Raw genomic sequence first — 12643 nt, 5'->3', positions numbered from 1 at the left:
ATAATTTTTATTTCTGTATCATTTTTCCATAACTTTTGTTTTAAGGACATGTCTAGTGTGCATCAAACGGGAATCACCCCTTATGCCAAAAGATTGGTATGAATGGCACGACCTATACGATACTGAGCCAAAATTGCAGCAGCGTCTAGAAATCGTGCGGGAATATATTGCTTATAGCTTGAATGCGTCGCCAGATGGCGCTATCCGAATAGTGAGTGTTTGCGCGGGTGACGGACGAGATTTATTAGGAACTTTAAAAAATCACCCCCGTGCGAAGAATGTTTCTGCACGACTGGTTGAAATAAATTCAAATCTAGTTGAGCGTGGACGAGCAACTATAGAGTCTTTGGGTTTAGCCAAGCAAATTGAGATTATCAATGGTGATGCAACTCTTGCCACTAACTATGTAGGAGCAGTACCAGCAGATATTGTGATTGTGTGTGGTGTCTTTGGCAATCTTGAGGAAGCTGAACTCAATCGCTTACTAGATAACCTGAGTTTTCTGAGTAAACCGGGTGCTTTTGTCATTTGGACTCGTGGACACTCCAACGGTATTACCTACTCTGACAATGTACGGAAAATTTTAAGTGCATCTGGATTTGAGGAAGTAAACTTCAAGCTTACGGCTACAGGAGATATGGGTGTTGGTCTTCATCGATACCTTGGTGAAAACTTGGCTGCACCTAAAGAGCAACAGTTATTTGTGTTTTCTGGCATTCCTAGTAAAGCGAGGTAAAAAATGTCTATTCAAAACACAGTATCAACTTGGGAAGAAGTTTTAGAAACTGCTAGAAAAAATACCTCTGCGCGTAGGGTAAAGAGGACAGGACAATCTCCTTCTACTGCACCAATACCCAGCAGTTTACATAAACTTCCTCCAAACGCAGAACCGCCAGTCTTGCTTTATCGAGATACTAATTCCTGGTGTCCTTTCTGCGAACGAGTTTGGTTTGCTCTGGAAGAAAAGGAAATTCCCTTTGCAACGGAGTTTATTGATTTAAGTAATAAACCTAAATGGTACACTGACCTAGTTCCCACAACTCTTGTCCCAGCAGCCAAAATTGAGGGTAAATTAGTATATGAATCTAAAGATATTCTCTTAGCTTTAGAAGAAAGGTTTCCACATCCAGCATTATTGCCTGAGAATTCAGAGGAAAACGCTGTTGGTAGGCAGTTGGTTGAAGAAGCTGAGACTAACGGTTTTAAAGAGATTGCTTACAAATTTCTGAGAGAAGCACCTGTAGATGCTGATGAGTTGGCTAACTTACAAACAGCGTTTGAGGCGAAGTTAGATGAACTTGAGCAAGCTTTGGCTAAATACCCTGGCTCCTACTTTGTCAGTACATTTAGCTTAGTTGATATTGTGTATAGCCCCCATCTAGATAGATTGGCGGCTAATTTACCTGTATATCGAGGATATCATCTCAAAGGGAATCCTCGCTTTCCTCGAATCAATGCTTGGTTTGACGCACTTAATCAGCGTCCTGCTTATCACAGGGTGAAGTCGGATAATATCACCAATAATTTATTGTTGCGTCGCAGATGGGGTGTAGAACCGATTGGAAATCCTTTACCTCTGGATGTGGCAGATAGTGAGAAAATTCAATATCGTGCCGAAGCGGCTGAGAGATTGAGCGATAATCGAGAAGTTGCGATCGCAGATATTATCAAAAATTCTGGAGTCCAAGCAATAGCCGCAGATGGTGATTTTACCACAGTTAAGGACGCTGTTGATTTTCACCTGCGACAACTAGCTGATTATCTCATTCATGCCAATGGTGCAACTTTACCAGGTGGAAGGACTGGTGGTAAAAATAGCAGCGTTGATTCCATCTTCGCTGCTGTAGGTGCTATTACTTTCGCATATTTAAGAAATCGCATCTGCGCTCCTCGTGATATGAGCGCTGGTGCAGCAACGGCGTTTCGGGCTGCGATCGATAAATTGTTGACTTCTGTTTATTAATTTTGTGGGCGTTGCTGAAGGCTGGATGCGATCGCCCTCACTTGCTCCTATAGCAATGAAATCGAACAGAGTTTGCAATTCCGACGAGTTAGCTGTGATAGGAGCCGAAAACTGAATATCCTACTCAAGGGGTTTAAAATCTCATATACAATAGGTGTTTGTGTTGGGCTAACAGTCCCCCTTACAAAACGTAACTGTTTAATCATATCTGCAAAATGATTTAGATAAGATTACAGGCGTTGCATAATTGCGGGATGATTTCGCAAGTTATAAAATCTCCCCCCCTGCCTGCCTAAATTCATCCCTCTGTTCTGCAACGCCAGATTACAATAAGTGGGCTACGTATAAAGTAGTTAAGTAACCTTTAGTAATTTGTCCATTGAACTTGGTATTAATTAATTCAGCGATCGCATCAAAAAAACGCGCTTTTGTAATGCGATCTAAATTTATATGACCGGAGTAAGTATTTAAGAGATTGAGATAACTTGCACTGTTGTATGTTGCATCCCATCGATAAGAGCGATAAATTACTTCACCAAACAAACCTGTTTGCTCAATCTCAGCTGTTTTATTAGGGACTTTCTGCTCGTGCAAAGGAGGCTCATCGTCTTTAACCAGTTGAGGAGCTAAACTTTGATATAGCTCCTGTACTTCTTCAAAGAAGCCATTACTAGCATCACTATATACGTGTTCATTCCAAAATAGCGCGATCGCTCCTTTAGATGTGAGGGCAAGATCCGTTTTTTTGTAAGCAATACTTGGGTCAAGCCAGTGGAAAGCAGTCGCCGAAATCACTAAATCAAAAGCATTTTCTTGGATCGCCCAATCCTCAAAAGCGATGTTACGCACTTCTACTTGCGGATAAGCAGCCAGATTTTTTTGGGCAACCGTAGCAAGATTCTCACCCAACTCAATACAGAGTATACGATAACCTCGGCGGGCAAAGGGCACAGTTGCCTGACCAGTACCACAACCAATCTCTAATATCCTTCCGTTTGGAGTGATTTCTGAAAGAGACACCACATCGTCAAAAAGCGCTTCTGGATATCCTGGTCGAACTTGGTCATACAACAGTGCTACTCGATCAAAAGTGGTTCTTAACTGACTTGTTTCATCTGTCATTGAATTTTAGATTTTGATATTGATTCATAGTTAAGTAGGATGCGCTTATATAAATTAGCTCTAGTCACCACCAAGATTTGCGGTGCATAACGAGAACACCGATAATACACCCTACGAAACTGTTCCTCGTTCCCTTTTACCCAATTACAAATTCCGCTTGAACTGGGGCAAAGTACAAGCTCCGTCTAGTGTCTTTCCCCCCGCCCCCCGCCCCCTGCTCCCTTGCCTCTTTTGACTGCAAATGCTCAGGGCTTGATTTCTGCCGGGAGTATAGCAGCATATTCTTCAGGAGTAAGTGTTACATCCTTGACATTAATCTTTTTAGTGATGAATTTTTGCTTATAGAACAAGTCAGATATCTCTTGCTGTCCTGCTATAACCTTATCGGTAATCGGTCTGATGCCAAAACGCCGACGCTTGACTATTGTTTCTAAGGTTGGTAAATCAAGCTTGGTATCACGCCCGACAATTTCGGCAACTTCTCGCCTATTTGCTTTAGACCAATTGCCTAATTTGTAGACTTCTTCAAGGACAATTTTTATTAGCTCAGGGTTCTCTTTCACGAAGCTACGTGCAGCTATCCAATAGCCTCCTTGGGTTGAAAGTCCTTTAGCATTACGAAGAATCCGAACTTTTTCCGTTCTCTGAAATATAGCCAGGTGGGGGTCACTTAGCACAGCTGCATCAATGCTCTTACGCGATAATGCTGCACGAGTTTCTGGAGCTATCAGATTGAGATGTTTGACATCTTTTAGCTCTAGTCCTCCTTCTTGTAAAGCTTTAACCACAAAGTATTGACTAGCAGTAGCTCTTTGAAAGGCAATTCCCTTACCTTTTAAATCAGCTATAGTTTTGATGGGGGAGTCTTCCGGTACTACGATCGCCGAACCTTCACCACTACCCGGTATAGTATTAGCAAGAAGAACAAAGGGAATACCAGTTGCTTGGGCAAATATAGGTGGAGTTTCACCAACAGCACCGACATCCAAACTGCCGACATTTATTGCTTCTAAAAGCTGTGGCCCAGCTGTAAATTGCGCCCACTGGACTTGAATACCCAAGGGATTCAAGCGTTTCTCTAAAACTTGTCTACTTTTGGTGATATCCGCAGCAGTAAAATAGCCAATTCTTAATAATTTTGTCTTAATGCCGCTAGGAGCTGCAACTGCTGCCTTTTCTCGTGTATCTGGTGCTTTACAACTTACTAAAGTTGTGGAGAGAGTAAATATTCCAGCTACTAATAAAATTAGAAAGTTGCGTTTTCTAGATATTGCTACCATGATGTATTACCAATTTTCTGGGGTTTAAAATACAGGCTTTAATTAAAAAACTGATTTTGGAATGATGTAAAAGTTCAAGATGGGAAATTTTTTATTTTGCGGTTAGACTTTGTTTGCTAACTCTCTCATCTAAACAATCTACTACAACCCGATCAAGTTACAGTAGATTATAATTGCACGAACTCTACCACAAGCTAATTTAAAAATCAAGCAGCGAGGATGACGGTGCTATTGATGCAAGTGGTAAAAAAAAGAAACAATAGGTGTGATACTAGCGCGATCGCAGTTTACACCAGACTAGTCTGGAAGAAGCGATTAGCAGGGCGCGCCAGACCGAGATTTTCACGCAGCGTTGTACCCTCATACTCTTTGCGGAAAATCCCACGGCGTTGGAGTTCTGGCACAACCTTATCTACGAAATCGTTCAACCCTTCAGGAAGATAAGGGAACATGATGTTGAAACCGTCAGAGCCTTCCTCAAACAGCCACTTTTCCATCTCATCGGCGATGGTTTGGGGTGTACCAACGAAAGCCAGTCCGCCATAACTGCCAACACGTTGCGCCAGTTGTCGAATCGTCAAATTCTCGCGTTGCGCTAAGGCTATTACTCTTTCTCGTGAAGAGTGACCAGCGTTAGTCGGTGGGATTTCTGGCAAGGGGCCGTCTGGATCAAAACCTGAAACGTCGTAGCCAAGCGCACTATTTAAGCTGGAAATTCCACTGTCATAATGTACGAGGCTATCTAAATAAACACGCTTTGCCTGTGCCTCGGCAACGGTTTCCCCCACAACGACTAAAGCACCTGGAAGGATTTTTATACTGTCTGGGTCACGTCCAATTGTCCGCGCCCGTCCCTTAATGTCTGCAAATAAAGCTTTGCCAGCTTCCAGATTACCCGCAGGTGCAAACACAGCCTCGGCGGTTTCGGCAGCTAATTGCTGTCCGGCTTCGGATGCGCCTGCCTGAACGATTACCGGCCAGCCTTGGACAGGTCTGGCGATGTTCAATGGCCCTCGCACCGAGAGATATTTTCCCTGATGATTCAGAACGTGAAGCTTTGCAGGGTCAAAATAAATCCCGGCTTCCACATCTCGAATAAACGCATCGTCAGCAAAGGAATCCCAAAGACCCGTGACAACATCATAAAATTCTCTAGCCCGCCGATAGCGTTCATCATGCTCTATCTCTTCTTCTAATCCAAAGTTGAGCGCTGCATCTGGATTGGCTGTGGTGACGATGTTCCAGCCAGCGCGACCGCCACTAATATGGTCGAGAGACGCGAAGCGGCGAGCGATGTGGTAAGGCTGGTCATAGGTCGTGGAAGCGGTGGCTACTAGCCCAATGTGTTCGGTGACACTGGCGAGGGCAGAAAGCAGGGTAAAAGGTTCAAAGGATGTGACAGTATGGCTGCGCTTGAGTGCGTTGATTGGCATATTCAGCACCGCTAAGTGGTCAGCCATAAAGAATGCGTCAAACTTGCCTTGCTCTAATTTCTGGATGAATCGTTTCAGTGCTGGAAAGTTAAAATTAGCGTCAGGCAAAGCCCCAGGATAGCGCCAAGCGCCTGTATGTATGCTTACCGGGCGCATAAAAGCACCGAGTTTTAATTGCTTCGATTTACTCATTAGCCCTCCGGATCGGGATTTAAAATACAGGTGCGATCGTCCCCTTGAAATAGTTATTGATATAGTCTTTCAATTTGCGATCGACAACCAATTGATTTAATTTTTGGATGTTGGAATCATTTGCTTTCGATTGTACAGTTGCTAAACCCACCGCATAATTTTTGTTAGCTATGCCAATCTCGTCTAACACAATGGGGTTTAGAGATACCTTTGCTTGCACAAGGAAGGATGCAGATATCACAGCTAAATCTAGATCGTCTAAGGCTCTAAAAATAGCGTAATTGTCTAACTCCTTAATTTGTAAATTGATGAAGTCGATGTGTTTCAGGTTAGGGTTTTGGCACTGATTTTGCCTTTTTACCTTTGTTTTCAAGATTATTTTTGATATTTAACTAATAATTGGCATAACACGTACTGAAGAACCTTTTTTAATACCCTCTAGGAAGTTGGGTAATTGATTGTTAACACGTCGGGATGAAACAGTAATGGCTTAATATTTGCAATAATCTCGATAAAGTTTGTGGCTCCTGCCATCTATTTTTGCACCTAGTATTAATATGCTGTAAATCGGTAGACTTATAGTAGTATACGATAAGATTTGCATAGGTGAGGATAAAAAACGCAATTCATCTCAACACTGAACCCGATCGGGTTCAGTGTGAGCCTTCTTGCTGTTTTAGGTAAATTTATATATATCAGGGTTTTCGTGAATTGAATTTATAAGTGGCATTAAAAAAGGAGGCAGTTACTAACCACCTCCTGACAAATTAAAGCTTGGATAGACTGAGAAATGCTTTGACAGCAGCCTAGAAACTTTGCTAGCTGCGGCTCAAAAACATAGTCAAGACCACTCCCAGGATAATCGATCCACCGCCAAGGAGGAATGACCAGAAGCGATGGTAACTGTTGACGATAGTGCCATTTTCGCTCTGGAGTTGAATTAAATCCATCCAAGGCGCAACACCTCGACGGAACCAACCTACAGCCCCAACTTGTTCGCCTATCAAGCTTTGGACTCGCTTCATCCCAAACAGAAAATTGCCGATGGGGCCAAAGCGTGAGGCGTAATGCAAATAAAGCATTCCACTACGATCTTGAATTTTTAAATCGGAACCAAATTTATAACCAGCGTCGCCACGACCAATGAGTTGACCTTCCAGTTTTGCAGGTTGTCCGCGTAACGGACTGGCATAAGGGTCTGACATTAGGGTGAGAATATCGGTTTCTGGTGCTTGCTTGTAGTCGGGGAACATTACCAAAGCTTTGATGAGAATTCCGATCCCTAAGCCAATTAGTGGCGCACCCAATACTAAACCTGTATTTGGGGAACTTGACAACAAAATCACACCCATTACCAAGCCAGCGAAGAAACCAATTGTTTCAGCGCCGTAGAGTACAACATCTAAAAAGAAGTTGCCGTAAAGTCTATTCTTATTAAGACTTTTACCTTCTCCAATAACTCGCCCCATATCAAACTCAGTCGGTAAACCCAATTGTTCGGCGTATGTACTTAATGCACGAACTCGTTTACCTGTCAATGGGTGAGTGGAATTTAACTCCATCCACCAGCCCCAAGGGTTAAACATATCCCACAGAAAGACGCGACCAATTTTTTGGGTATCGGATGCAATGCGGTAGGCGGTTCCTGTGGAAGCGGCAGCTTTATGGTCATAGATACCCAAGGCGCGAGTTCCTTCAATTAAACGGCTGGGTTCTTGTGTCCGCGAACCTTCTTCTAATATCCCATAAGCAATCTTCACTAAAGCGCGGGATAATCCATTAGGATTACCCGTACTTTCGGCTGCAAAGTGGTCGGCAAAATATTCTCGTGTGCGAGAGAGGTACAGCACTAGATAAGTACCGATGACATAAAACACGTAAGCAACTAAGGCAGCAGTTTGCATCGCATCTTTGATTTTGCTATCGCCACCACCGCGCCCAAATCTTCTGGCTGTACTGTAAATCAAGTAACAAATTTGTACTAAGGTAGAAGCTACTGTCATCACTGCAAAGTCCCAGTGGACGATGTGCCCCAATTCGTGAGCGTAGACGGTAGCAATTTCATCGTCATCGAGATATGTGAAAAGTCCTTGACTGACGACTAAACGAGCGCTGTTTGGCAATGAGCCATAAGTAAAAGCTGTGGGATTTTGGTCATTAATAATTCCCAAACGCGGCGTTTTCAGCTTTTTCTGCTCGCAGACTTGGCGAATAACTTTAGCTGTCTCTGGACTGAGGGTTTTAACTTCTGCCAACTCTACCCAGCGAGTTTGGTAAAGCCAGCCTTGAGTTAAGTCCATGATGAATGGAGATATGAAAAAGGCGGCGATATTAAAAACTAGGGTAATACCAATTGCGATCGCTAATCCTTGGAGTGGATTATCGCTACCCAAAATAAATACTAAGCTCAAACCTAAAGCCAACACCATGCCAAACAGCAAGGTCATGGTGACACCAGAAGCTAACGCCAAACTACCACCCACTCCCCCCATCGCTAATTTCATCCCAGTCGTAGCAGCGCGACCAGCTTTTCGGCTAACGTTAGATGGTGTTTGGCCCAAGGATTGATTGGCTTGTTCTGCCCAACTGCGAACCTGGGGATTTTCACTCATGATTAACTTTTGACACAAGGCCTTGGCTTTTTCGGTTTCGCCTATGGCTTGATAAGCTTTCATCAGCCACATCTGTGCTGAAAGATAATCTGAGGAATTGTGTTCAGCGCAATCGCGGCAGAATTGTTCGAGTAATTCAGCCGCTTCTTGATAACGTTTTTGGTTTAAGGCATTTAACGCAGATTGCAATGACATAGGATCTCCCTACTAAAGGAGTGGTATTTGATCTATCAATACTCAATAGATCCAGCGATGTCACTGCAATTTCGTAAAAATTTAATTAATAACAGTATAAAATATCTACTTAAGTAAAAGACTAGAGAAACATATATTACTATGTCTCTCTAGCCTGGGGAACGCATAAATCATGTTTAAGACTTTCAAATAAAACCTGTAATAATACTTATAATATTTTTGCTGCGGTAAACTTACTACCTCTTTGTCCGTGTTGATATTTAGAGAATACATGTTTTCAACCCAGCCTTACTTCACCCGATTAGAGTAATTATTGATTACCCAAATGGTTCACCCGATTGGAGGAAGACGAATGATGAACATAACCTGAGATTGATAAGATGAGGAAAAAGTAAAGATTTGTACTATGACTATTTTTGATATTGCTTCTCCCCTAACTGCGATCGCCAGACAAACTCGCCAAGCTGCAAGTAAGCTAGCAATTCTCTCCACTGAGGCAAAAAATCAGGCACTTGTGGCGATCGCGCAAGCTTTAGAATTAGCTAGAGATGAAATTTTACAAGCAAATATTGCTGATTGTAAAGCTGCTAGCGCCGAAGGAATTCCCCAACCACTTTATAAGCGCTTGCAGTTGGATGAACATAAATTAAGAGATGCGATCGCTGGGGTACGAGATGTTGGTAAGCTAGCCGATCCAATTGGTAAAGTGCAGATTCACCGCGAACTTGACACTGGCTTAGTTCTGAAGCGTATCACCTGTTCTTTAGGTGTTTTGGGAATTATTTTTGAAGCACGTCCAGAAGCGGCGATTCAAATTGTTTCTTTAGCAATCAAATCGGGAAATGGTGTAATCCTCAAATGTGGAAAGGAAGCAGTACGTTCTTGTGAAGCGATAGTTAAAGCTATTAAACAAGGATTATCGCAAACTGCTGTTAATCCAGATGCGGTACAGTTGCTCACAACTAGGGAAGAAACTCTAGAACTTTTGAAATTAGATAAATATGTAGATTTAATTATTCCTAGAGGTTCTAATTCCTTTGTCAGATTTGTACAGGAAAATACTCGGATTCCGGTACTAGGTCACGCCGACGGAATTTGTCATCTTTATATAGATAAAGCCGCCGATATTTCTAAAGCAGTTCCGATTACCGTCGATGCTAAAGCACAATATCCTGCTGTTTGTAATGCAATTGAAACTTTGCTAGTTCACCAATCGATTGCGGCAGAATTTTTACCAAAAGTTGCTGAGGCTTTGGAAGAACGCCATGTGGAATTAAGAGGCGATCGACACACCTTGAAAATTTTACCTAACATCGTACCTGCAACAGAGATAGACTGGGAAACAGAATACAGCGATTTTATTTTATCGATAAAGATTGTAGACTCTATAGAAGATGCGATCGCACATATTAACGAATATGGTTCTCGTCATACCGATGCCATTATCTCTGAAGATCCAGCATCTGTTGAAACTTTCTTTGGACTAGTAAATTCAGCCAATATATTCCACAATTGTTCTACCCGATTTGCTGATGGCTTCCGCTATGGTTTCGGTGCAGAAGTAGGAATTAGTACGCAACAAATGCCTCCCCGCGGCCCCGTTGGTTTAGAAGGATTAGTTACATATAAATATCAAATGACTGGCGATGGTCATATTGTGGCTACTTACACCGGGGCGAATGCTAAAGCTTTTACTCATCAGGATTTAGTGTAAAAGATTCTCCAAATTATGGGCTTTAGTAACGCTAAAAATACACCGATTTATCCGGTGTATTTTTTATATTAATAGTTTATTTAAGTTATCAAAATTTTTAATTGAGACATGGCATCAATCATCATTTAAAAAAACTCATGACTGAACCATTGCTTTTAGATTTTTCAATCGGATTACTACTTTGCATAAGTTTATGCATATTTTACGAATTTACTATTATCTTCTATGTAATGATGCATATTCACTTAACATTTTTAGCCTTTTTTATAAATATATTTATCAATTTTTGGGGAACATTAAGTGAATTACTAATCAATCCTTGGTCGATTGTTGGTTATTTTATTCCTTTTATCGTACAAATTTAATTTGCAGCTATTTGCGTCATTCTCAGAGCTAATTTAAACAAAGTTACAGTTCTCCAGGATGTAATTATAGTTTGTGTTACTCCTGCTGCAATTGTATCTTTAGCATTTGTTTTTCCCAATTTACAAAAATTAGTCTCATCAGCAGCTAAGTTCAATGTTTATAACGGCTTTAATATTTTGGGGTTGATTAGTAATACATTTATTTTAATATTGGGTGGCTTACTTGGATTTTATATACAGAATATGATGCGGAAATCGAATCAATGAGTCTCACTATAAATAGACTAGATAAATCGGTATATATTTTATGTTAATAGTTTATCTGAGTTGTCAAAAGTTTTAATTGAGCCATGCCATCGATCATCATTTAAGAAAACCTCGTTAAAAGCTCCATTAGTGTATTGACTAATTACCTTGCTCCAAAAGGCTTGTGCACCTAAGTTAAAAGCAGTCTGCCGTACCTCCCAATTGCCAGGAAACTGGTCAAAAATTTGAGTAGCTACCTGTTCACCAATACCCTGACTTCGATATTTCTTGAGGATAAAGAACTCAGCAATAGACATAGCATTGTTATCTTGATAAAGATAGGTGTGCTGATTAATAAGTATAAACCCTGCCAGTTTCTCGTCAACTTTAACTAGAAATGGATGTCGCTCAGGTTCTGTCCAATAGTAATCAAGATATTGATAACCAAACAAGCCGCAGCTATCTACATCTTTAGCTTCTATCTCACTCAGGTCATACTGGTATAGTTCCATTAAATTACACAGCACTGACTTCTGTTGTTGAGTAGCTTTTACCACTTCGATTTTCATAAAGCATCTACGATACTGAAACTAAAACATAATGAGCGCCAACGATTTGAACAATATCTCACATGCTAATTGGGAAGCATTGAAATCGATGTCAGATGACGATGTTGATTATTCTGAATATTCCATTATTAAACGATGAGTTTTTCGAGAAGGCAATGTTGAGATTGCCAGCAACTGAAGCACAGAACTTAATTCAGATTGATCCAGATATGATAGCTTGGTTTCAATTCCAGGGTGTCGACGAACACAAAACACTTATCAATTCTCTCTTGCGTCAACATATCAAATCTTTGAGACGAAGCGATCGCTTCAAGAATCTTGACTCGAAACGGTTAGTTCTAGAGTTAACATTAACCTATCAGGCCAGTTACAAAAAAATAGATTTGGCATGAGTAGCAAAATATCCAAGGTCGGTATTATTGGTGCGGGTAATGTGGGTGCAAATGTAGCAAATGCTTTAGTGCTACTCGGTAAATGTGTAACAGTCGTCCTTTTTGACCGAACTTTATCAAAAGCTGAGGGGCAAGCATGGGATATTGAAGATACCATTCCTTTACTTAAAGACATGGAAATTATAGCGTCAAATCAGTATGAAGATTTAGCTGATTCTGATGTGATTGTCGTGACTGTTGGGGTGCGGCAAAAAGAAGGACAAAGCCGATTAGATATATTGAACGATAATGCAGAGATCGTGCGTTCGACGATGAAAGAATTGGATCGAGTTGCACCGAATTCAATCGTACTTATCGTTAGCAATCCAGTGGATGTACTAACACGGATTGCGATCGCCAGTTCTACTAGAGCAGAAAACCTAATTTTGGGTTCGGGAACCGTTCTTGATACTGCTAGACTAAGATATCAACTTGGTAAGCGACTGAACGTTAGTAAACAAGACGTTCATGAACCTATCCCACTAATACCAAAATGTGATAATCTACTTTCTGAATAAGAG

11 protein-coding genes are annotated in these 12643 nt (G+C 41.4%); 5 read left to right on the top strand and 6 right to left on the bottom strand.

The genetic code is table 11. From position 1 onward, the window contains the following. Positions 1-82 precede the first annotated feature (82 nt). Positions 83-736, top strand: a complete 654-nt coding sequence (locus RMX89_RS33860) for a class I SAM-dependent methyltransferase family protein (protein ID WP_322692064.1) — start codon at positions 83-85, stop codon at positions 734-736. A gap of 3 nt (positions 737-739) precedes the next feature. Further along, positions 740-1963, top strand: coding sequence for a glutathione S-transferase family protein (locus RMX89_RS33855; RefSeq protein ID WP_322692063.1), 1224 nt, complete (start codon positions 740-742; stop codon positions 1961-1963). 324 nt (positions 1964-2287) lie between these two features. On the opposite strand, the gene RMX89_RS33850 is transcribed toward RMX89_RS33855, so the two are convergent. The 5 genes from RMX89_RS33850 to RMX89_RS33830 all read right to left on the bottom strand — a co-directional run bounded on the left by RMX89_RS33850 (position 2288) and on the right by RMX89_RS33830 (position 8797). Continuing rightward, positions 2288-3085 (bottom strand): class I SAM-dependent methyltransferase, encoded by a 798-nt coding sequence (locus RMX89_RS33850; protein ID WP_322692062.1) that lies wholly within the window; start codon positions 3083-3085, stop codon positions 2288-2290. A 245-nt stretch (positions 3086-3330) separates the two neighbouring features. Further along, positions 3331-4365: an aliphatic sulfonate ABC transporter substrate-binding protein gene (locus tag RMX89_RS33845; RefSeq protein ID WP_322684680.1), complete on the bottom strand. Its 1035-nt coding sequence runs from the start codon at positions 4363-4365 to the stop codon at positions 3331-3333. 287 nt (positions 4366-4652) lie between these two features. Then, positions 4653-5990 (bottom strand): LLM class flavin-dependent oxidoreductase, encoded by a 1338-nt coding sequence (locus tag RMX89_RS33840; protein ID WP_322692061.1) that lies wholly within the window; start codon positions 5988-5990, stop codon positions 4653-4655. A 19-nt stretch (positions 5991-6009) separates the two neighbouring features. Beyond that, positions 6010-6363, bottom strand: a complete 354-nt coding sequence (locus RMX89_RS33835) for a MetQ/NlpA family ABC transporter substrate-binding protein (RefSeq protein WP_322684678.1) — start codon at positions 6361-6363, stop codon at positions 6010-6012. A gap of 445 nt (positions 6364-6808) precedes the next feature. After that, positions 6809-8797: a zinc metalloprotease HtpX gene (locus tag RMX89_RS33830; protein ID WP_322692060.1), complete on the bottom strand. Its 1989-nt coding sequence runs from the start codon at positions 8795-8797 to the stop codon at positions 6809-6811. A 406-nt stretch (positions 8798-9203) separates the two neighbouring features. Here RMX89_RS33830 and RMX89_RS33825 point away from each other — a divergent pair, with 406 nt between their 5' ends. Beyond that, the gene (locus tag RMX89_RS33825) at positions 9204-10511 is read left to right on the top strand and encodes a glutamate-5-semialdehyde dehydrogenase (protein ID WP_322692059.1); all 1308 of its coding nucleotides are present in this window, start codon (positions 9204-9206) and stop codon (positions 10509-10511) included. 670 nt (positions 10512-11181) lie between these two features. Here the strand turns inward: RMX89_RS33825 and RMX89_RS33820 are convergent. Continuing rightward, entirely contained in the window at positions 11182-11691 is a 510-nt protein-coding gene (locus RMX89_RS33820) for a GNAT family N-acetyltransferase (protein ID WP_322692058.1), read from the bottom strand. A gap of 95 nt (positions 11692-11786) precedes the next feature. Between RMX89_RS33820 and RMX89_RS33815 the strand changes: the two genes are divergently transcribed. Continuing rightward, positions 11787-12083 carry a hypothetical protein gene (locus tag RMX89_RS33815; protein WP_322692057.1) on the top strand — a complete coding sequence of 99 codons (297 nt, stop codon included), beginning with the start codon at positions 11787-11789 and terminating at the stop codon, positions 12081-12083. Next, on the top strand, positions 12080-12640 hold the full coding sequence (locus RMX89_RS33810; protein WP_322692056.1) for a malate dehydrogenase: 561 nt from the start codon (positions 12080-12082) through the stop codon (positions 12638-12640). Before RMX89_RS33815 ends, RMX89_RS33810 begins: the two co-directional genes overlap by 4 nt. Positions 12641-12643 lie beyond the last annotated feature (3 nt).

Origin of the sequence: Nostoc sp. DedSLP04 (genome assembly GCF_034530775.1) — a bacterium.
Classification (GTDB): Bacteria; Cyanobacteriota; Cyanobacteriia; order Cyanobacteriales; family Nostocaceae; genus Nostoc.
This window is presented reverse-complemented; position numbering and strand designations above follow the sequence as displayed.

Bases quoted from the DNA above. Each gene is read 5' to 3' on its own strand.
- RMX89_RS33820 (WP_322692058.1), bottom strand. From the start codon at position 11,691: ATGAAAATCGAAGTGGTAAAAGCTACTCAACAACAGAAGTCAGTGCTG.
- RMX89_RS33855 (WP_322692063.1), top strand. From the start codon at position 740: ATGTCTATTCAAAACACAGTATCAACTTGGGAAGAAGTTTTAGAAACT.
- RMX89_RS33850 (WP_322692062.1), bottom strand. From the start codon at position 3,085: ATGACAGATGAAACAAGTCAGTTAAGAACCACTTTTGATCGAGTAGCA.
- RMX89_RS33810 (WP_322692056.1), top strand. From the start codon at position 12,080: ATGAGTAGCAAAATATCCAAGGTCGGTATTATTGGTGCGGGTAATGTG.
- RMX89_RS33840 (WP_322692061.1), bottom strand. From the start codon at position 5,990: ATGAGTAAATCGAAGCAATTAAAACTCGGTGCTTTTATGCGCCCGGTA.
- RMX89_RS33815 (WP_322692057.1), top strand. From the start codon at position 11,787: ATGACGATGTTGATTATTCTGAATATTCCATTATTAAACGATGAGTTT.
- RMX89_RS33830 (WP_322692060.1), bottom strand. From the start codon at position 8,797: ATGTCATTGCAATCTGCGTTAAATGCCTTAAACCAAAAACGTTATCAA.
- RMX89_RS33825 (WP_322692059.1), top strand. From the start codon at position 9,204: ATGACTATTTTTGATATTGCTTCTCCCCTAACTGCGATCGCCAGACAA.
- RMX89_RS33860 (WP_322692064.1), top strand. From the start codon at position 83: ATGCCAAAAGATTGGTATGAATGGCACGACCTATACGATACTGAGCCA.
- RMX89_RS33845 (WP_322684680.1), bottom strand. From the start codon at position 4,365: ATGGTAGCAATATCTAGAAAACGCAACTTTCTAATTTTATTAGTAGCT.